Raw genomic sequence first — 21,098 nt, forward strand, 5'->3', positions numbered from 1 at the left:
CAAAAGAAGCAACCTTACCAACGGCCGGATTTTACTCCGCCACGCTCAGCACCACGCCGGCGTTCCAATGGCCTGCTTTGTCACCGCCGCATCCACGTGGCGATGCCACGCCGAAATTGTGGCCGAGCTACCGCAATCTGCTCGTCCGAATGTTCGACCAGAATCAGACTGATGTCGTCGGCCGACCAGAAGAGCTGCCCGAACTCTACGCGTTCGACGCAGCCATAGAACGCGAGGCAAAGAACCTCGCCGAAGATCAAGCCGAGATGCCTGCGCAGGATGATATGTTGCGTCGAGTTAGAGCCCAACGCGACCGGATCAGCGAAATATTCGATCGTGCAGGGATGCGGTCGGAATGGTTCAGGTCGGACGATGCTCTGACGCACGGGAGGGATCGGTTTCAGCGCGCATTCGCCGAGTAGTAGACCATTTACAGGAAAAAGCGGTCGGCCGCCGATAGCACCCGCGCATCGTTCGCGTATTTACCGGTCAGTCCGTCGTTGATCTCACCTATAAGCCGTTTCATAGAGGCAACGCAGTGATCGAAGTAGGGCTGCCCGACATCCAAACGCTGGCCAACCTTGGCACGCGCGAGATCTCCGGCTTTTTCGATATAGATCGCGTTCGCGCGACCATTAGCGTGAACTATCATATCCCTCGTCGCCTTTGCTTCGCTGAACTTGGCTACCGTTTCATCGACCGCTTTCAACTGCAGGATCGCGGAAAGATACTTGAGGTATTCGGTCGGCCTAGCGTGAAGCACGCGGTGGAGACGCTGCTGTATCCGCTCGTCGATGATCGCGTCTCTACCCTTCACGAGCAGGTCATCAAGCGTGATCGGCGTTTCCGAGGGGCCGCCCTTAGGTCCCAAAGCGAGCCTCTCGGGATACGCGCGAAGCATCATGCGCATAGCATTATGGAGATAATCCTCTGTGATGCCGACACACAGCAGCATCGCCTTCGCGCACTCATCGTGTGAGATGAGCTTGTCGATGAGCGTCGCCATCTGCTTTGGGTCACGTCGGATGCGACCGACGGAGGAACCGCCCGACGGAACGACGAAGTGATGATAAGGACTTTTCTTGCGCTGCACTGGCACCGTTTCACTCAGTTCATTTAGCGACCTCAACGTCAGCTGCGTTCCAAGGTGCACATCGTTCAAACGCTTGAAATACACTCGCTTGAAATGGTCCAATCCACCCACCGTAGCTTGTTTTTTCGGCTCTAGGATCATCACGTCATCCCCTCACAGCACCACTATGCGAGGATTGCACACGTCCGTCCCGCTCGCGACCGCCAATGATCTCGCCCGCGACCAGAATGCCTGGTCCACCTCGGCGTCGAGGAGTGCGAGAGTATCCTGATCACGATCCGCCAATGCTGTCCGGCCACGCGGCAACACGGTGTGGCCATCGGCCAGGCAGCCGCGCCGTCCGCCGGTTAGCGATTGCCAGTTAGCGTCGATTCCTGGTATGTTCCAACGTCATCAGCGCATCCGACGCGATCTGGAGGCGACTGGCTTAGATAGACCGTTGGCGGCGCGAGAGCGCCGATCCTATAAGCCGTCACATGTTCAAGGAATGATGGCGTGATGAAGTGCTGAACACCGAGATATCGAGCGTTTCTTCAGCGTTAAGCGCCTTCGAGGTTATCAACCTGGATGCCGCGGCGAACACCGTTCCGACAGAAGAGGTGATCGACGCGGTCGTCGCGGCAATGCGCAGCGGCGCTGCAAATGCGGCCAGCGTGCACGAGCTCGGAAACCGTTCGCGGGCCGCGCTCACCCGCGCCCGAGATGCCGTATTATCGCTTGTGAGCGGCGCGCAGGATGATGGCGTGACATTCACATCAGGCTGCACCGAGGCGAACAACACCGTGTTCGCAGGCATACCGGCAAGCACGATCATCACGAGCACCGTCGAGCACCCCTCCGTGCTCCGGTCGGCCGAGCGGGCCGCATCCTGCGGAACTAACGTTCTTTTCGTCGGTGTCGATCGGGCTGGCTTGGTGGACCTCGAGCAGCTCGAGGCGATGGTCGCGTCAGCGCAGGGGCCGCTTCTCGTCTCGATCCAGTTCGCGAACAGCGAGACCGGGGTGATCCAGCCTGTTGCCGCGATCGCGGCCATGTTGGACACCCGACCGCAGACGACGTTCCACTCGGATGCAGCGCAGGCGTTCGGGAAGCTGCCGATAGATTTATCGCGCGGCGTCGGCCCTGACGTGATCACCGTGTCCGGCCACAAGCTGCACGCGCCGATGGGCGTCGGCGCGATGGTGGTCGCGGAACGAGGCGTCGCGCTCGCGCCGCTACTCGTCGGTGGCGACCAGGAGGGTTCGCTTAGAGCGGGCACCGAGGCGGTTCCGCTGATCGCTGGCTTTGGTGCTGCCTGCGAAGCGCGAGCCGACGCGATGAACGAGTGCGTCATCCACATGGCGCAGTTGCGCGATCATCTAGAGGCGAGATTGCGCGGCGCCCTTCCCGACGTTGTGCTTTCCCACGAGAGAGCCGAACGGCTGCCCAATATTTCTAGCGTCCGGTTCCCGGGTGTCGACGGCATGTCCCTGATCGCGCAGCTGGACAGCCGCGGCGTCGCCGCATCGCAGGGATCGGCATGCTCAAGCCGACGCCCCGAGCCGTCGCATGTCCTGATGGCGATGGGCATGTCCGAGAGCGATGCTTTCGAAACCGTCCGCTTCTCCATTTCCGCCATCAACACAGAGGCAGAGATGGACGAAGCGGCAACGATCATCGCCGATGCTGTAAGTCATTTGAGGAGCGTGTCATGGTCACGAGCATGATGCGCTTCTCCTATGGCGGCCACGTCACCTTCCCGGTTCGCTACGGTTGGCTGCCGAAGGGTCTGTCGCGCATGCACAAGGATGGTGCCTTCCATCCCAACACCGAGGTGGGCGACGATCTTGGTCTCGGCTCAAAGATGGTTGAGTCCTTGGCATTCTGGCTCAAGGCTACCGGCCTGGCGCGCGACGGTGACGATGGACGGTCGGGCCGTGTGGCGTCTGAGATCGCCGATTTGGTCACCGCACATGATCCCTATTGCGAGCTACCCGGCACTTGGTGGTTCCTCCACCTGATCCTGGCTACGCGTGAAGGAACGGTCTGGTCATGGTTCTTCAACGACCATTCGGATCGCATCTTCGACCGAGCCGCGTGCGCCGAGGCCTTCCTTCAGTTCACGCGCGCAAAGGCCATGCGGCCGGCAAGCGAAGCCATGGCGCTCAAGGATGTCTCATGCCTTCTCAGCGCTTATGCCGCGCGGCCGGGCGTCGATCTGGTGGATCCTGACGACGTTGGCGCGTGCCCGTTCCGCGAACTGGGCCTCATCGTCCGTCATGATCTGGTTCGGCGCTTCGAGCGCACCCGTGCCCCCGTCGGCCTGCCGGTCGAGGCGTTCCTCGCCTGCTCCTCGCTGCTCGCCGAGGAGACTGGCAGGAACGCGTTGTCCCTGCGCGAACTCGCCACGCTTCGCTCCGGTCCGGGGCGGGTGTTCTGCGCTGGCCTAGACGCCGTCGACGAGATGGTTGGTAGAGCGTCAAAAGCAATGTGGATGAAAGGTGTCAGCGTCGAGACGCTGGCGGGTGAGCGGTATCTGCGTGCGACGGTCAGGCCAATTGAACGATGGCTGGGCGACTATTACGCCCGCGTCGAGAAAACATCATGATCGGCGCCGACTTCTTCCGCTCACTCAGCTTAGTTGAAGACCTGGAGCACCCCGAGCGGTTCGGCCACTATCGCCCGACCCGCCGGGCGTTGCCGATCATCACGGCGATCCTGGAACCAGGCGCCACGACGATGGTGATTGCGCCCTATGGCAGCGGAAAGAGCCTGGCCGCTGGTGTAGGAGCGCTGCTGGTGTTCAATTCGAACGAACACCGTCGCCCGCTCGCGCCTGTGTTGGACCGCGTCGACCAAGTCGATGCACCAGCGGGAATGGCGCTACGCAGCCGGTCAGCCGGATCGCTTCGGGGTCACGTGGTCGTTCTATCGGGAATGGTCGACGACCCGATCGCCGCGATCGCCGAAGCTGTCGGGATGGAGCAGCCGCCCAAGAGCGTTGAGGGCTTCGGCAAGGCGATGCGCGATGCTGGGTGGGATCACGTCGCGATCGTCTGGGACGAGTTCGGGCGACATCTCGAAGGCTTGGTCGCCGATGGCCGATCGGGCGAGCTCGACGTAGTCCAGCGTCTGGCCGAACGCGTTTCACGCGCGTCAGCGCCGACGATGAGCCTAACGCTACTGCTGCACCAGAATCTGCTCGCCTACGCGACACGCCTGAACGAAACGTCGCGCAGCGAGTGGCGGAAGATCGAAGGCCGGTTCCGCCCGCTTCGCATGATCGAGGACAGTCAGGAGTTCTACCGTCTCATCGCCGACATCGTGTCGGAGATGCGCGCGCCTGACAGTCCCTCTATCATGGCGCCTGTTGGTCAGGACATTGCCGACGAGGTCGTCAAGTGGAAGTGGCTCGACGGTATTGAGGACACGAGCCAGGCGCTAGCGATCCTGAACGACGCGAGGCCCTTGTCGCCTGGCGCGCTGCAGATCCTGCCCACGCTTGTCGCACGGGTGGGACAGAACGAGCGCAGTCTGTTCTCCTTCTTGCGCGAGATAGACCTGACTCGAAAAGTCGACATCGAGGCCGTATACACGGCGTTCTCGGACGCGATGCGAACCGACGTCGGTATCGGGGGCACCTACCGCCGCTGGATCGAGACCGAGAGCGCGCGGTCGCGGGCTGGAACACCTCTTCAGCGAATGCTGCTGGCAGCGGCATGCGTGCTCCAGCTCGGCACCAGTGGCGAACGACGACGCCTGCCGCGAGACGTGCTCCAGCTAGCGGTGGCCGAGGCGGACCTCCCCGCCACCGAAGTCGCCGCCGCGGTCGACGAACTTCTCGCCGCCAAGTTGCTGCTCTGGCGCAAACACACCGACGACGTGGCGGTTTGGCACGGCGCAGACATCGACGTGGCGATACGCGTGCGCGAGGAACGCGAGCGGCGGATGAGCGCCTTCGATTTGCGAACCTTCCTGGAAGGCCGTTTCCCGGCACCACACCTGCGGGCGCCGCGTCACAACGCGGAGTTCGGGGTAAACCGTTTCCTGATGGGGCGCTACGCTTCCGTCGACGAGCTGGAGACACTGCTCGACAGCGGAGGCGGCGCGGCCGGCGCGATCATCTACGTGCTCGCCGAGGACAAGGCCGAGATAGCAGCCGCGCGGAAGCTGGCGAAGAAGTCAGATGCCCAAGGAATCATCGCGGTGCCTAACCGGCCGCTCGCCGCCGAAAGCGCAGCGATCGAACTGACGTCGATCGAGGCGCTCCGTTCCGACAAGGACTTCGTAGCTTCGGATCCGATGGTGACTACCGAGATCGACGAACTCCAGTCGGTGGCGTTCGAGGAGCTGGCGACGCTTCTGCGCGGACTGCTCGATCCACGCGCCACCGGCTCGACATGGTATTCGCAGGGTCAGCGTCTCGAGGTATCGCCGGAGCGCCCGGGGCCGATGGCCGCCTCGCGTCTACTCAGCAAGTGGTTCGATAAGACGCCAAGGATCGCGAACGAGCAGCTCATGCGCGGCGCGGCGTCGCGCACAATGCAGACCGCCCGCGTGCGCGTCGTTGGGTCTATCCTAGAACGCTCCGACCGCCCGCGGTTGGGATATGAGGAGGGTGATCGCAGCGCGGAAGGGTCGATCTACCGAACGGTGATCGAGAACACCGGCCTTCGCCCCGCGGGATCGAAACGGTTCGCCGACCCCGATCAGATTACCGAGCCCGGCCTTCAGGAGGTCTGGTTCCGCATCGCCGCCTTCTTCATGACCCCAACAGGCCACGGTAAGGGAGCATACCGTGACCTGAACGCATTTGTCTCTAGCCTGGCATCAGCGCCGATGGGCGTCCCGATGGCCGTCATACCGGTGCTCGTCGCTGCCGGGTTCAAGCATTTCTCGCGTGCGGTGGCGCTTTACGACAGCGGTCGATACGTGGCGGACACCCTCGGCTTCCAGTTTGACAACATGGTGTCGAGCCCGGAGGGGTTCTGCGTCCAGGTGCTGGACCCCACACCCGATCTTGTCGAATACCTATCCGAGATCGCCTACGTCTTCGCCCACGAACGACCGACGGCGAGCACTGAACTCGTCCGTTTCGCCCAGGATGCGCTGACGCGCTGGCTGCTCACCGTTCCAGACGGGTCACGACGCTCGCAGAAGCTGGGGACGCATGCGAGGGGGCTGTTGCGGACAGTGGACAGCTCCTCCGATCCCGTGCAGCTCCTACTCAATGATCTTCCTTCAGCGCTCGGTGCGAAAGGCCCCTCGCCCACCCTGATCGGAAAGCTCGAAGCGGCGCGGAACGAGATCGACCATCTTCGTGACCAGTTCGCTCAAGATGCTGTCGAGGTGATCGCCGAGAGTTTTCGGTCCGCCTACATTGGCGTCGATCCTTTGGAGGCGGTTACCGCATGGGCGGGCTGCTTTGATGCCGCGTCGCTCGACCGGCGCGACGATCTGCGCATCGTCGATCGCGCGGTGCTGCGAAAGGCCGTCGAGGCGGTGAATGGCCGCTTTTCGCCTAAATCACTAGCAAACGCGCTCAGTTCGATCCTGCTCCAGCGCAGCCTCGACAAGTGGGACGATCGCACCGCCGCGCAGTTTAGATCCGCGCTGCGCGACGCGCGGGAACGGATCGAGGCGGCGGCGCTAGAAACCGATACACCGACGGTGGCCCTGAGGCCGATCGTTCACGCCCGCGTCGAAGAACTTACCAGAATGCTTGTTAAAATTGACGAGACCGAAGACAGTCGCATCCGCGACCTTCAGGTCGCCGGGGAAAAAATATGAGCTTGGTGGCCACCAACGTCGATGACGCGGTGAAGGATACTGGGGCACGGCACATCGTGCCTGTGTCCGGGGGCAAGGATTCGTCCGCGCTCGCCGTCTATCTCAAGCAGCGCAATCCCGAGGTGAACTTCGAGTATGTTTTCTCCGACACAGGCGTCGAGCTGCCCGAGACGATCGACTACCTAGACCGGCTCGAGAATATTATCGGAGTGAAGATCCACCGGGTCTCGGCGATGGAGATGTTCGACGTCGCTGAGAAGCCGGGCCGCACGGCGTTCGACGTCGCGCTGTTCGAACACTTCGCCGGCTTCCTGCCCAGCCCGCGCGCGCGTTGGTGCACGCGCATCATGAAGATCGCGCCGTTCGAGCGCTTCATCGGTGGCGACCGAGCCTATTCCTACATTGGCATACGCGCGGACGAGAACCGCGCTGGATACCTCGGGACGGGCACGGCTGGCGCCAAGCCAGTGGTGATATCGGAAAAGCCCAACATCACGCCCGTCTATCCCTACCGGGACGACGCGATCGACATCGCGGAGGTTGGCCGGATTCTCGATAGCGCCGGGCTCGGCCTGCCTGATTACTACGAATGGCGGAGCCGTTCAGGGTGCTATTTCTGCTTCTATCAGCAGATCGGCGAATGGCAGGGTCTCAAGGAGCGTCATCCCGAGCTGTATGAAAAGGCGAAGGCATACGAGACGATGAAGAAGGGGCGGAAATACACTTGGGTCGATGGCCGATCTCTAGACGATGTCGAGAACATGCCGCGACGGGCGGTTAAGTCCAAGGCGGATGACGGCTGCGCCGTCTGCCACCTTTGATGAGTGCGCCGGCCCATAACAGGCTCGTAGACTTCCTTGCGACATACGGCCCGGTCGCCGCCTCGGACAGCCTGTGCGACGAGAACATCCGGATCGCAGAGGAAGAATATGGCATAGCCAGCATCAGCACGCAGGCACCACGCCTTAAGGACATAGCCACGGAGCTGAACACGAATGGCGGTAGGAACGTCATCCTCACTGGCACCGCGGGAGATGGCAAGACGTTCCATATCCGGCGTTTTCTCGAGGAGCATCACCCTGCCGCTCTGGTCGGCTGGCCGGGCGCGGAAGGGGTGCTCCGGATTGCGCTTGCCGACGGTCGAGAGCTCCGCGTCATCCGCGATCTGAGCGAGATATCAGATAGCGAGAAGGTCGCCGAGCTCGCGAACTTTGCGAGTGCTCTGCTCGGCGAGACCGAAGAGCGATTATACTTGGTAGCCGCGAACGACGGCCAGCTGCTGAAATACTTCCGAGACGCCGCTCGGGCGGGGGGAACCGAGGTGGATCGCTACCGGCTGCTCCACGAACGCATCACCGAGATGCTGCGCGCCGAGAGCGAGATTGCGGACGGTGTTTCACTGCGGCTGATGAACCTTAGCCGGACCTGGAGCAGCGCAACAGTCGATGCCATTTTCGACGCGGTCCTCGAACATCCCGACTGGGACGGGGCCTGCTCTGGATGTCCGGGCGCCTCGGGCGAAAACCCATGTCCGATCCAGTTGAACCGCTCCCTGCTGATGGCGTCGAACGGAGTGCCATCGTCGTTCCGAAATCGACTGCGGGAGTCGCTTCGCCTCGCCGCGGCCAATGATCAGCATGTGCCCATCCGGCAGCTGCTGACACTCGTCGTGAACATCATTCTCGGCGACGCGAAGAACGCCGATCGGCCCTTGCTCGACTGCGCCACGGCGAAGAAGCGGACGGCGGCACGCGACTACGGCAGCACAAATCCCTACAACAACGCGATGGGTCGCAACCTGCGTGACGACAGGCGTCGCGCGAACCGGGTCTTCGGGATCTTCGAAGTGCTCGGGGTGGGGTTCGAGACGAACAACCTCGTCGACGCGATGCTCGTGCAGCGCGAGCCGAAGTCGCTCTACGACACGCTGTTTGGTCAAGAGCAAACCTACGGTTCCAACCTCTTCGACCCACTCCGTCAGGAATATCTCGGCGGAGGCGGCGGCGATGTCGCGATCCGCGCGTTCCGCCGCGGCTTGGAAGCGCAACGCCGACGCGCGTTCTTCCTCCTTCCCGACCATGCAGACTTTGAGGCAGCCACGCCGTGGCGGCTGACAATCTTCCATCACGGGGGCGAATATCTCCGACTGCTGGACGCACTCGCGGATGGCGCTGGGCGAGACGTCACCGATCCATTCACGCGGCAGCTCGTCCGCGGCCTCAACCGGGCACTGACGGGCATGATGGCCGCCGACGACAACCATCTCTGGCTGTCGGGGACGATAGGCAAGACCGACGACCCCTCCGGAAGGGTCGCCACAGTCGAGGCCGTAGACCGCACGTCCACCACCAACTTGTCGGTGAAGCTGTCGCGGGATCCCGTCACGCGCCGCCCATCGCTCGGGGTGGCGGTCCCCAAACTCTGGGTGCAGTCGAAGATGCCGCAACTCGACTTGCGGCCGCTCCTCTTCGAGTATCTGATGCGTGTCGCCAACGGCAGCCTTCCAGCCAGCTTCTCGCGGCAATGCCACCAAGAGATACGGCACTACGCGCTGGTAGCGACGGCGGCGATCCGCGCGATGCACGTCGACGATGAGCCAGGCCCGGAGGTCGTTCGCATGCTGTCGCTCGGCACCCAAGGCGAGATTCAGGCCAGCAGGATCGAGATCTGATGACGACGAGCCGGAACCAGCACCTGCAGCTCGCGAAGAACGCCGTGCGCGTGCCCGAGACCCAGAACCTTTCGAGTGTCAAGCTGTGGTGCGAGTATGCGATCTGGGGCCTGCTGTTCTATGACGACCAGTCACCCTGGCTCACCGTGGTCGAGGCGCTGCACATCTGCTTCCACCGTAAGGGACAGGGAGATCCCGTCTTCACGCCGGTTGCACCCGTGGATTCGGCGAAGCACGAAGCAGTCACCTACGGACTGCGGCTCAATTACGAGCTCCGACACATGCTCTTCCGCGACCGTGAAGTGCTCCGTATCGCTAACGGCCAGTCAGTGGACGAGAAGGCGCGCTGGCAGACCTGGCTCGAAACCGTCGGTCGCGACTATGCGGGCCTCGAATTGGGTTACCTGCAGGAGGAATTCGAGACGTTCGGCGAGATGGCCCGCTCGGTCGAGTTGCTCCGCACCGCCGAGATTGAGGCCCAGTCTGCAAAGCGGTGGACGTCGCGGCACATATTGCCGCTCGGACCAGAGATGCTGTTCGCAGACGTGAATGACAAGAACTCGCTTGATCGCAAGTTCATGCGTCGAACGGGTGAGATGCTTTACCTCATGCTGAACCGCGCCTCGCCGCGGGAGGCGCTTGGCGAACTCATCGAGAGGCGCCTCCTCAGCGCGACGGGCCCCTGGAACCGGCTAGCAAAGCGCGTTGGCGGGCCGGCCCCTGCATCGGTCGGCGATACGCACATCGGTTATCTGCCAGTGCCATGCGCTACCAGCTACAATCGGTTAGCCGAAGACTGGATCGCCCTGCTCTCCCTTGGCAACATCCCGGTCGAGAACCTGCTCGATCCCCTCGAGCGTGTCAGCGGGCTGATGCAGATTCTCTATATCCTTGGGCGTGCACAGGAGACGATCGGCGACGACGTTCCGGTTCCCCCCTTCTTCCTGGATCTTCTCGGCGCGCCCGGAAACAACCCAGTACGCAAGCTATCCGCGAACCAATTCAAGCGGCATCGCTCGATGCCACAGGAAGCGATCTGCGCCTTCATCGACGACTTCGCCGCGTCGGACGAGTGGAGCGGTATCCTGGCCAGCGCCGCAGGTGCGAAGGAGTCCATGGATCTTCTTGCGTCGCGCTTTCTGTGGAAGCCAAGCCGATCGCCAAATCCGGACTGGATGCCCTCCCCGCGGGACCAGCTCGCTGAACTGCGGACGCAGGCGCAGAACAGCAAAGGACACTCAATCACATCGACATTCTCGAACCACGCCAAGCACATCGGCATGCTAAGGGCACAGCGCAGCTCGGGCACATGGTATGCGCCAAGCGACGCATTTCTCGAGGCGCTGGTGCTGGCAAACGTCAAGACGCCAATGGAATTCGGCGATTTTCTCAATCGCCTTATGACAAGATACAACATCGTCATTGGACCAGAAGAGGTGCGAAGCGCCTTCAACGTCAAGACAAGCGCCCTTCCTGCGCCGTTGGCGGACCTGAAGGACAACGAGCGACGGCTGGAGGACAGACTGCGCGTGCTTGGCTTCCTCGACCGTAAGTCCGACGACTGCGCGTTTGTCATAAATCCATTCCATGACGCGACAGCGGTCACCAGCGGAGCAGCGCAACTTGTCCACGCTTGAACTAATTGGACAGGTGGCCGCGCGTCGCCTCGCCGACGTGCGCGATACGTCAACTGGCCGCGCATTCTACTGCATCATCGGTCTCGACGCCGCCGTGACCAGCGCCATCGCGAAAAGCGTGGCGCAGGATGCGGCGGCGCACGGTGGAGATGTTGAGGTGTTCATCCACCCGAAACTGGCCATTGGAGACGTGGCGCCCGCTGTCATATCGGACCAGACAGCACCGTGGCACCGTAATCATGCGACGGTGGGAATGAAGCTAACGGTATGCACCGTTCCGCCTGACATGGTGAAGGCGACCGAACCAACGTTGGCGCACAATTCGAAAATCGATGAGGCATGGCTGCTGCAAAGTCCTGCCATCTGGTCACAGGTGGCACTCAAGCAAAGCTCGGAAGAGATCCGCGACAAGTTCACCAACGTTCTCGAAGGGGTGCTAAGCGCATTCGTCGCACACGACGCGGAGACGATCGGCGACTTTGTGTCGAGCGTCGTCATTCAGCTCATCGACAACGGCCTCGCGCCCGAGAACGCGGTCCGTGCCTCCCTCCCCGCGTTGCGGCTTCCAAGGGACAGCGGTGATCTGCGAATGAAGATCACGGAGTCGGCCGAAACGGCAGCGCGCTTCTTCCGCAAGATCGTTGAGGACGTCCAGCCAGCGATCTACCTGCGCGCCAAGGACGGCGATCCCCTCAACCGCGGCGAGCTGCGCCAGAGGCTGGCAGATATGAAGGCCGATGGTGCGCTCACAGATGAACTTCATGACAAACTCCAGGCGCTTGTCGCCGACCGTGGCGTTCACGACGGGCAGTGGACCCCGAGCCAGCAGGCGGTCTCCGAGCTTGGATGGGACCGCATCGAGCCGTTCTTCAGCGAATCCAAGCGCAAGCCGAAGCAGTCGTTCGGTGGCGAGACAAAGTCCTTCTTCGAGCGCCAATATCCCGGCACGTTGACGCCAGCCGACGACGAGTTGCTCACCGACTTGGCGAAGGAAAACCTCAAGCCTTCAGAGCAGGTCGATGACTTCTTCGCCAGGCATCGTCCACGGCTCCAAACCGACCCGAAACTCTACAAGCGGTGGGAGCGGATGGTATTCCGCGCACCGATCGAGACACGAGACCTCGGCGAAGGCCTTCTGCGATTGGCGCACCGCGCCTTCCCGGAAACCGATGATGCCGACACGGAGGAAACTCCGCGCGTTCTATTCATCCGGCTCCGCAATGCAGAGAAGATGGATTTCTGGGCGTCGGAGAAGAACACACGTATCCTGCGTTACCTTCGTGACCGATACCGCGGCCTTCCCGGTCTGCTCGCGCCACACACGATCCTCGACTTCGGACGATGCTGGGCGGATAGCTGGGAGCAGAGCGTCGCCGAGGAGAATACCAGCAGCGGGAAGACGGCGACCGAACTCGAATTCGAGGCATTCCTCGTCACGCCTCAAGAGCTCGAGGCCGTTCTCAAGGACCGATCCAGCAAGCCTCACGCCAACCGAGCGCAGATGGTCTGGAAACCGCATCCCGAGGCCCTGGGCCTTTCGCTCTCGATTGATCTGCGACAAATCCGCCAGCAGGACGCAACACATCCGACGCACCTGATCTCGGGACGAATTCACCAGAATAGGGCGAGCCGCAGCGCCGCGCCCAGCACCGTCGATCTCGCTCAACGAAGCTCCGTGTCGGACGCGTTCCAGCAGAGCGAAGGGCTGCTGGCGAACCCAGGGCGCGAGGAGAACCGGATCGACCTCATCTGGCCGCGCTCGCTGGCGGCCATCGTCGATCAGGGCGTAATTACGCACGATCAGGGACAAGAGCTGCGATCAGCATACGACGCGTTTGTCGCATCGTATGGCGCGGCTGTGGACGCGCTTGTGCGGGGCACGGGCATCGGTGCCGACGAGATCCTACTTCAGGCCGAACTCTATGGCGACCTGCTCCGCAGCGTCATGACGATCGCACCGCAGGAACTATGCATCCGCGACTTGCTCGCCCCCCTGGCCAGCATCGGCCTCGTAACCGTCGAGGGCGAAACGCCGTCAGCCATCCTGACCGCATGGCATCCGCTAAGGCTTGCCGAGATCGGTGCGAAGGCCCGCCAGCTGGCCGAGGCAGTGACCGCCGTCGTCACCAGCGATCCCGATCAGCGCAGCGGTGTCGAGGATTTCGTTTGCGACCGGATCGCGACACTCGGCGGCACCTACTATGGCGATATCGCCGTTTTACAGACCCTCGATGCCCAGCTCCTCGCCGAAACCCAGGCCATCATGGACTACAGCCTGCTTGAGCCAATCTCGGGGGGCACGCAGCACGGCGTGACCAACGAACCAGCCGATGCTGCCATCGCGGCGTTCGACCGGGTAGCGGACGAATACCTGAAACTACGGCCGCACGAGCGTGCTAACTTCTCGGTGGTGATCTTGAACGCCGACTCCGAGAACCTCCCGCTTGCCATGGCCAACGGGCTTTCGCGGAGGGTCGAAGACGACAGCGAGATCCGGTGCGAACTGGTCGTCACCGATGACGACCCTGTCCGACTGCGACAGGTCTACGAGCGACAGAACCGCCGTATCAGCCACGAGATCGACACCAGCCTCGCCAGCGAGGCCGCCCGAAACTTCCTGTCGCGCCTGCGCGTCGGCATTTTCAGCCCCGAGACGCTCGCGCAGGAGACGCAGAAGGCGAATGACGTCGTTCTGCTCCAAGATGTGATCGCGCGCAGCAGCAAGGTTCGCTGGACAAAGGGGTTCGACGATGGCGCCAGCGAGGAGATAGCGACCTTCGTCCCGACCGCGCGCTCTAAGCGAAGGCCGTTCCGCAAGGGGAACACCACGTCGGCGTTGTATCTGACCGCGCCGAGGCAGCCGCTCGCCGGACGGGTCTACGTGGACGCCCTGCGCACGATCATGATGCGCGACGTCGCGACGAATGCGGAACCTTGGCTTCCCGTGCAAGAGGTCGAGTTCAAGGCTGGCGAGGTCAGCCAGATACTCGCGAAGGCGCACAAACTCGGCAACTGGGTGATGACGTTCGACCGTGTCGCCGACCGCCGCCTCATCGCGACCGACGAACGCCGCATCATCCGATACTTCAGCGTGCCAGGATCGACGCACAACGTGATCGTGTCGACGGAGATCACGGAGCGCGAGCTTGGCGACTGCATTGATACGGACATCGGCATTCTGCTCCAGGGTCTCGATGCAGACACGCTTTCGGCACTCCGGCACCAGCTGTTCATCCGTGCGGCGCAGCTCTCGGGCGGCGTCGTCATGCGTGGCGCACAGTGGGCGAACTACGCTCACGAGCTGCTCGGCCTCGTCCTATCCCAGCGCGAACTCGACCGACTCCTGCGCGTCGATCGCGAGAACAGGACCGCGTGGTTCTTCCTCGATGACTACCGAGACTGGCTCGACCTGACCGGGGAGATGGCCGATATCCTCGCCATCGACTTCGCGGTCGGCGCGAACGGGCCCGAGATCCGCGTCGTTGTGGCCGAGGCTAAATACGTCGCTCAGGACGGAATCTCCGAGCACCGCAAACGGTCGGCCGGACAGCTGGAGGCGACCTGGACGGCGCTGAACCACCGCCTGCTTGGCGGCGCTGCAAACCTCGACCCGGCGATCTGGCGACATCGACTTGCGGACATGGTCCTCGAGCATATGGAACCCTTCGATCAGGTCGGCGGCATCGGACAGGACCGCTGGCTCGAAGGGCTGCGGGACGGCACCTTCCCCATCTCGGTCGACGGACACTCGATGGTGTTCAGTCACGAGCTTGACGCCGTCTTTGAGCCAATGCCTCAGCTGCCCGACGAGGCAAAGGTGATCGCCGAGAGGAGGCGCCTTGCGCAATGGGTATTCTCACGCGCGGATACGGCGAAGGCTCTGCGCGGCCTGGCCGACGACTCGGTAGCCGCCATGATCCACGTGCCAGCCGGTTGGCCGCAGCCGGTCGCAGACGCTGGAGCAAGCGACGTCGAGGCGAAGTCGATATCTCCGCAGGGGAATACTGGGCTGACGCAAGATGGTCCCCATAACGATGCATCATCTTCATCATCGCCGCCGTCCGATCCACAGCCAGACGTGCCAGCTTCCATGAGCGACGAGGCGGACGAAGGGTCCGCCGATACTTCTGCAACTGAGGGGCTCGCCGAATCTGTAGGCCCCTGGAGCCACGATATCGCCAAGGCGCTCCACCGCCTTAGCAATGCTAGCGATCAGGCGGAGGGCCAGTCATGGCTGACCGGACAGATCGACGCACTGCGCGCGGCGCTCCAAGCCGAGGGTATGGACGCACCCGTAATGGGCCAGCGGCTGACGCCAAACACGGGTCTCGTCTATGTCGGCGGTCGCACGCTTACCGTCGCCTGGCTGGAACGGAAGCGCACGGACCTTCTAACCCGCTACGGGCTCGACATTGTGCGCATCTCGCCAATGCCTGGACAGATCGCGATTGGTCTGCGGCGACCTGCACGCGCAATCCTTCACCTCGCCGACGCGTGGTTGAAGCGAGCGACGGACCCTACAGATGGCCAGCGCACGTCGCCGCTGCTGGGCGAGAAGGAGGATGACGGCAGCCTGTGCTACCTGCCGCTGGCCAGCGGCTACCTCTCACAGGAGCGCGCGGCGCCCCATAACCTGATCTCGGGTAACACTGGCAGCGGCAAGGGCATCCTCGTCACTAACCTCATGCTTGACCTCTGCGCGCTCAACAGCCCCGAAGAGCTGGAGATGCACCTGATCGATCCCAAGCGTGGGGTTGATTACGCGTGGGCGCGTCGCCTGCCGCACCTGAAAGGCGGCATAATCGACGATCAGGAGGAGGCGATGGCGCTGCTGGAGCGGCTGGTTGGCGACATGGACCGACGATACGATGAGATCAGCCGCGAGAACTGCCGCAACATCGATCAATACAACCGAAAGGTGCCACCCGCGCGGCGCATGCCACGGATCATCATATTCTTCGACGAGGTCGCCAACTGGATGCAGGACGACGACTTCAAGAAGGTGGTCGACGGCCTCATCAACAAGATCGCAACGAAGTCTCGCGCGGCGGGCTTCCATCTGTTCATGGTTTATCAGCGAGCCGACAACCAGGTCATGACGATGCAGTTGAGGACCAATCTCGGCAACAAGCTGATTCTGCGCCTCGGCGACGAGGGGAGCTCGCGGATCGCGCTCGGAGAGACCGGCGCGGACCGGCTGCTTGGTAAGGGCCATCTGATCGCCAAACTCGACACCGACGACAAGATTTACCTGCAGGTGCCCTTCATCGGCGATGACGAGGTCGAAGAGCTCGCGGACGCGGTGATCGCGACCTGGGCGGAGGCACGACGGGAAGCGGCGGAGTAGATGGCGGTCGGGAAGCTAGTCCGTGGCGCGCTCTATGCCCACCGCGACGCGATCGGGGCGCTCGAAAAGGATGTGCGGTCGATAATCGACAAGGCGGTTGCGATCGCCGGTGCAACCCGGTGGAACGTCGCGCGCGTCGAGAAGCATGTCGTCGGGCTGCTGGAATACGAGGACTTTGACGCAGCCGCCTTTCCGCGGCTCATCGCCTCGACCCGCGTGAACGTCGCGAACGGTGAGCATGCTCGGACCGACTTCAGTCGCTCCGCCAACCCACTAATCCTGCACCGCAAGGAACAGCTGCTGACGCTGGACGATCCGCGCGTCGGGCGCTGGGCTGAGACCACAAGACTTCTAGTCGAGATGGGACTATTCAGGGATAGCCATCTCATCGGGCGACAGAAAGTCTGGCGGGAGCGACTTGCGCAGGCGGGGCTGGCTTTCGTCGGAGACTAAGTGTTGCAGGCATGACCAACGTTACCGTTCACCGCCATCGCACCGCCATGGTGCGGCACACCCTATCGCAGCCGATGTCGCTTGCGGTTCGCCACGGTATGGTGCGGCCTGGGGTGACTGTGTTCGACTACGGCTGCGGCCAAGGAGACGACCTGCGAGCGCTGGCGGCGGCGGGCGTTGAGGCGGTGGGCTGGGACCCCCATTTCGCACCCGAGGCACCACGGCATGAGGGCGAGATCGTCAACCTAGGCTTCGTCCTGAACGTGATCGAGGATCCGGTCGAACGGGCCGATGCCCTAAAGGGAGCGTGGGCGCTCGCGACGCGCGTGCTGATCGTCTCGGTGATGATCGTAGGCGCCGTTCCTGTGGACGGCCTGCGCCAGTTTGGCGACGGCTACGTAACGGCCAGGGGCACTTTCCAGAAATACTTCCAGCAGGCCGAGCTCAAGGCAATGTTGACCCTGACCTCGGGGATCGAGCCCGTCGCTTTGGCACCAGGCATCTTTGCGCTCTTCCGCTCACCTGAGGACGAGCAGGATTTCCTTCTCGATCGACGCCGCGGATGCCGTGCGTCCACGAGCGCATACCGTGCCAATCGCCCCGCCCGGGCAGCAGTCGCCAGACCGCAACTCGCCGATCGGATTGCCAGTGCCGTCGACGCTATAGCCAACTTCGCACTTGAGCGTGGGCGGTTGCCTCACCCCGACGAAATGGAACCAGGTCTACACGATCTTCTTGCCGCGGAGCGCGTGTCGTTCGCGCGAGCGATCGAGGCCAGCCGAGATGATGGCATAGATGCAGGGTTGTTCGCGCAGGCGGCGACAGAACGACGCGAAGATTTGCTTGTCCATCAGGCGCTCAACATTCTCAACCGGTCACGCACCGCCGCGCGCCCGAGCCCTGCCATCGTGCGCGACATTCGCCATCACTTCGGCAGCCAGCAGCAGTTCGGCGAGCAGGCGCTCGAATATCTCCATGCCCTTGCCGATCCGCAGCGCACTGTGATCGCCATGAGGCGCGCGGCCGCTTCGGGTTTGGGCGCGCTCGATGAGGACGAGCGCCTCGTCATCGACAGCAAACGAGTCTCCGAGCTTGAGGGAGTGCTCAGGTGTTATGTTGGGTGCGCGCTCTACCTTTCAGGCGATATTGAACAGGAACATCTCGTCCGGCTCGACCCGCTGCGCCGTCGCACCACGCTCTTCCCGCTAGCCGGAAGGCGCCAGCCGTTTCCCGAGACGAACATCTCGATCACGATAGACCTGAAGCGACAAGACTTCGTCGTCCGCACCGATTCCCGCGTCCTCGTCCGCAAGGCGGATGTGTTTGGAATGGCGCGACGCTCACGGCAGCGATCGCTTGAGGAACAGCATCGCATTACCAATGGCAACGGAGAGGTGAAGGTTCTCGTCAGAACGTGATCTGATTCGAGCGAATGGCCGCGACATATCTGCCCTCGGCGCTCTGATGGGTGGTCCACTGGTCGGGCGCTGCTAATCGAGGAGCTGCCTAAGATCGGCTGGCAGGCGACGGGCAGCTCGACTTCGCTACCGAACGGAACCGCGCAGTCATGATTTATTGACGATCGCTGCCCTATCGCGCTCGTCTCGTCCCGCCCTGCGCGACCGCCCCCCAAATAGGCATGAGGTTTGAACCGTCGGCAGTCCGCCTCGACGTTTTGGGATTGGTGAAGTGGGAACTGCGATGGTGCGGGGAAAACAGATGCGCTTACGCCGCATCGGGAGACAGTTAAGATGCCGAATGAAGTTGCGAACACCGAACTCTCGCTGCTTGCGTTGATGGTCGCGAGGCAGTTGAAGACGGAGCACGGGATCGACGAGGCGCCACACGTTGCCGACTACGAGATCCAAATGGCAAGTGTCCGGCCCAATGGCTCGACTGACGTCCGCGTCGAGATACCTCTCGCCCGCGGCATCGCGATCGACGTGAAACAGCACTGGTGGGTCAATGACGGCAAAGACCTAACCGAGCTGGTCGAGGCGGCGACCGAAATCGCCGCCAAAGTCGCATCGGTGAATGACGTTCGTGAGGAAATTGTCGACATGACGAGGTCGGTACGGGCGGCCGCCTCCCGCGAGATTGCCAGAGCACGTCGGCGCGGGCTCCGGTACCGTTTGGTCTCGTGTAAGCCTGAAACGGTCTACAGCACCGTCGACGAAGGAGTCTCCGTCAGGGTCGTCTGCGAGCACTTGTCCGAATATCTCCGGCCGGAACAAGTGGAGTTCATGGCCGGATGCGTTGACGATGTCATCCGGGAGTTCGAGGCCAATCGGGAGGAGCAGGCGAAGCGGACGATCCGTCGCTACCATCTCGACGAAGTCGGCGGCACGGGAGAGTTGACAGCGTCGTGATGAACACCGTTCGTGAGCCTGGTCATGACGTCGCCAAGGTCCTGAAGCAGCTCGCCACGTTTAATCCGCGACATCTTTCGCCGCGCCTACGGGGTCCAATATAACAAGCCGTTCTGGCATTACCGCATCAGCTCGATGCTGGTGATCGTGGCGTCGGTCGTGCTGGCGCTGCTGTTGTTCCTCATTCAGGGCCTGCTCACGGCGGTCGAGCGCTCATCTACTTGCTTGGCGTCAGCCAACTCCGCTTAGCGATTATCCACGGTGTTCGGCATAATCGACGCGACAGCCGCCACGACCGGCCGAAGCGCCGAGACCATCACGCCGATACCCGACCAGGAGTCTATCTCAGCGGCGTCCAGCCGCGCGAAACGGATAGCATTGTGCGCCGCTACCGCATTGGCTGCGAACGATGCCAGATGCGCTTCTGACCAAGGCGTTCCCCTGGCGCCAACACGGCGAGGAGCCCCTCCCCGCGGATGAAGGGGCAGGGTGTCGATCGCGCCGTCCAGGACATCGGCGAGGCGATCGCCGCTCCGACGACGCTCGCCCGCCACCACGGTCGCGGTCGGCGCGCCTTCACGCAATGCCATGTCCATCGTATGCAACTGTTGCATGTCGCTCGTGCCAACGACGATGGTGACGTCGGCGGGCAGCGGACGCTGCACATCGAGCCTGCGACTGACGAGTGTGGCCAGGCCCTGCGCGAGCGCCGACCGCTGCAAGGCAAGTGCGCGTATAGTAGGGCCAACCGCATAGCCGAGCACCAGTCCGCTCGACACTTCGACGGTCGCGGCAATGACGGCCGGGTGCTCGCCGCCCCCCGCCTCGCATTCGATTCCCAAGGCGCACACGTCCGAGAGCAGTTGTCGACCGTAATGTTCGGCGAGCCAGACCGGATCCGCACGCAGCCTTGCGCGCCGCTCTCGTGCCACGATGCGCGCAGTGTTCAGTGCCAGCGTGACGCCCGTGCGCGCCAGCGCCTCCCGCGTCAGAGTGACCAGCGTCCACGGGCGCGGCTCGGCCAGCAGTCCATCTAACGCCCGCTCGAGCGCCTGATGGGCATCACTCTCGCCGCGCTGACGCTTCGCACGACTGGCATACGGAAGCAGCGTGCGCGGATGGCGTTCCTGCCGCCATCGCCGCACCAGCGACTGGAAGCCGGCATTCGTGATACCGCGCGGATCATTCAGGGGTGCCCGAGATGCCGGACGTTGGCCCGCCTCGACCTCGAGCAACGCGGCCAGCCTGTGTTCCGCCACGTTCTGCTCGTCGGGATTCAGCTTTGCGAGCAGCGCCTCGCCGTCGGGATCAACACCGTCCGGCCAAGCCTCACGCACGGTGTTTCGCAGGCGGTCGCCCAACCCGTCGCTCATTTGATCCAGCCAAATTTCATCATTCGCATCTACTAATACGCGGATCAGTGCGCAAGGCTTTTGACCTGCTGTTAGCCAACCATGCGGTCTAGCTCGAGAGGATGGAGCCGGTCATCTGACGCGGACCTCCCCCAGCTCGAACTGTGCCCCGGCGGCGGGCTATCATTGTCATATGCTGATATCTTGTTTACGTTCCCCGTTGCGCTCACCTCTTGTCCATGAACTGGCGCCGAAAAACCGGTCGCATCGGATGGCTTCTGGGAGACACACGATCTCGTCGGCAAGAGGGAAGCTGACCGCCTGACGGCTGACGCGCCTTGGTCGACTAAGCCACCACAGCGCGATGTTCTCATTTTCATCTGCTGGTATGTTGACATCGAACCGGT

At 62.7% G+C, this 21,098-nt stretch carries 13 protein-coding genes; 11 read left to right on the plus strand and 2 right to left on the minus strand.

The window, feature by feature from the left end; genetic code table 11:
• Window positions 1-422, plus strand: a 422-nt coding sequence (locus ABIB28_RS12065; protein ID WP_354288321.1) for a hypothetical protein, incomplete at its 5' end; no start/stop codon positions are given.
• Window positions 423-430: 8 nt separating this feature from the next.
• Here ABIB28_RS12065 and ABIB28_RS12070 read toward each other — a convergent pair.
• Window positions 431-1,234, minus strand: a complete 804-nt coding sequence (locus ABIB28_RS12070; protein ID WP_354288323.1) for a hypothetical protein — start codon at window positions 1,232-1,234, stop codon at window positions 431-433.
• A gap of 362 nt (window positions 1,235-1,596) precedes the next feature.
• Here ABIB28_RS12070 and ABIB28_RS12075 point away from each other — a divergent pair, with 362 nt between their 5' ends.
• From ABIB28_RS12075 to ABIB28_RS12120, 10 genes are all read left to right on the plus strand, one after another.
• Window positions 1,597-2,799 carry a cysteine desulfurase family protein gene (locus tag ABIB28_RS12075; protein WP_354288324.1) on the plus strand — a complete coding sequence of 401 codons (1,203 nt, stop codon included), beginning with the start codon at window positions 1,597-1,599 and terminating at the stop codon, window positions 2,797-2,799.
• Window positions 2,784-3,680, plus strand: coding sequence for a DUF4007 family protein (locus ABIB28_RS12080; protein WP_354288325.1), 897 nt, complete (start codon window positions 2,784-2,786; stop codon window positions 3,678-3,680). Before ABIB28_RS12075 ends, ABIB28_RS12080 begins: the two co-directional genes overlap by 16 nt.
• Window positions 3,677-6,862: a hypothetical protein gene (locus ABIB28_RS12085; protein WP_354288327.1), complete on the plus strand. Its 3,186-nt coding sequence runs from the start codon at window positions 3,677-3,679 to the stop codon at window positions 6,860-6,862. The genes ABIB28_RS12080 and ABIB28_RS12085 overlap by 4 nt, the downstream gene beginning before the upstream one ends.
• Before the next feature lie 5 nt (window positions 6,863-6,867).
• Entirely contained in the window at window positions 6,868-7,683 is an 816-nt protein-coding gene (locus ABIB28_RS12090; RefSeq protein ID WP_354288328.1) for a phosphoadenosine phosphosulfate reductase family protein, read from the plus strand.
• Window positions 7,683-9,533, plus strand: a complete 1,851-nt coding sequence (locus tag ABIB28_RS12095) for a hypothetical protein (RefSeq protein WP_354288330.1) — start codon at window positions 7,683-7,685, stop codon at window positions 9,531-9,533. Before ABIB28_RS12090 ends, ABIB28_RS12095 begins: the two co-directional genes overlap by 1 nt.
• Window positions 9,533-11,170, plus strand: a complete 1,638-nt coding sequence (locus ABIB28_RS12100) for a hypothetical protein (RefSeq protein ID WP_354288331.1) — start codon at window positions 9,533-9,535, stop codon at window positions 11,168-11,170. Before ABIB28_RS12095 ends, ABIB28_RS12100 begins: the two co-directional genes overlap by 1 nt.
• Window positions 11,171-11,183: 13 nt before the next feature.
• Entirely contained in the window at window positions 11,184-16,517 is a 5,334-nt protein-coding gene (locus tag ABIB28_RS12105; protein ID WP_354288333.1) for an FtsK/SpoIIIE domain-containing protein, read from the plus strand.
• Window positions 16,518-16,970, plus strand: a complete 453-nt coding sequence (locus ABIB28_RS12110) for a class I SAM-dependent methyltransferase (protein WP_354288335.1) — start codon at window positions 16,518-16,520, stop codon at window positions 16,968-16,970.
• An 11-nt stretch (window positions 16,971-16,981) separates the two neighbouring features.
• Window positions 16,982-18,388: a DNA phosphorothioation-associated putative methyltransferase gene (locus tag ABIB28_RS12115; protein WP_354288336.1), complete on the plus strand. Its 1,407-nt coding sequence runs from the start codon at window positions 16,982-16,984 to the stop codon at window positions 18,386-18,388.
• 333 nt (window positions 18,389-18,721) lie between these two features.
• Window positions 18,722-19,339: a hypothetical protein gene (locus tag ABIB28_RS12120; protein ID WP_354288338.1), complete on the plus strand. Its 618-nt coding sequence runs from the start codon at window positions 18,722-18,724 to the stop codon at window positions 19,337-19,339.
• 245 nt (window positions 19,340-19,584) lie between these two features.
• Here ABIB28_RS12120 and ABIB28_RS12125 read toward each other — a convergent pair whose 3' ends face one another.
• Window positions 19,585-20,712, minus strand: a complete 1,128-nt coding sequence (locus tag ABIB28_RS12125; RefSeq protein WP_354288340.1) for a hypothetical protein — start codon at window positions 20,710-20,712, stop codon at window positions 19,585-19,587.
• Between the last annotated feature and the right edge of the window lie 386 nt (window positions 20,713-21,098).

This window comes from Sphingomonas sp. UYEF23 (genome assembly GCF_040546165.1).
GTDB lineage: Bacteria > Pseudomonadota > Alphaproteobacteria > Sphingomonadales > Sphingomonadaceae > Sphingomonas > Sphingomonas glacialis.

Bases quoted from the DNA above. Each gene is read 5' to 3' on its own strand.
- ABIB28_RS12115 (WP_354288336.1), top strand. From the start codon at position 16,982: ATGACCAACGTTACCGTTCACCGCCATCGCACCGCCATGGTGCGGCAC.
- ABIB28_RS12095 (WP_354288330.1), top strand. From the start codon at position 7,683: ATGAGTGCGCCGGCCCATAACAGGCTCGTAGACTTCCTTGCGACATAC.
- ABIB28_RS12100 (WP_354288331.1), top strand. From the start codon at position 9,533: ATGACGACGAGCCGGAACCAGCACCTGCAGCTCGCGAAGAACGCCGTG.
- ABIB28_RS12110 (WP_354288335.1), top strand. From the start codon at position 16,518: ATGGCGGTCGGGAAGCTAGTCCGTGGCGCGCTCTATGCCCACCGCGAC.
- ABIB28_RS12120 (WP_354288338.1), top strand. From the start codon at position 18,722: ATGCCGAATGAAGTTGCGAACACCGAACTCTCGCTGCTTGCGTTGATG.
- ABIB28_RS12125 (WP_354288340.1), bottom strand. From the start codon at position 20,712: ATGAGCGACGGGTTGGGCGACCGCCTGCGAAACACCGTGCGTGAGGCT.
- ABIB28_RS12080 (WP_354288325.1), top strand. From the start codon at position 2,784: ATGGTCACGAGCATGATGCGCTTCTCCTATGGCGGCCACGTCACCTTC.
- ABIB28_RS12085 (WP_354288327.1), top strand. From the start codon at position 3,677: ATGATCGGCGCCGACTTCTTCCGCTCACTCAGCTTAGTTGAAGACCTG.
- ABIB28_RS12070 (WP_354288323.1), bottom strand. From the start codon at position 1,234: ATGATCCTAGAGCCGAAAAAACAAGCTACGGTGGGTGGATTGGACCAT.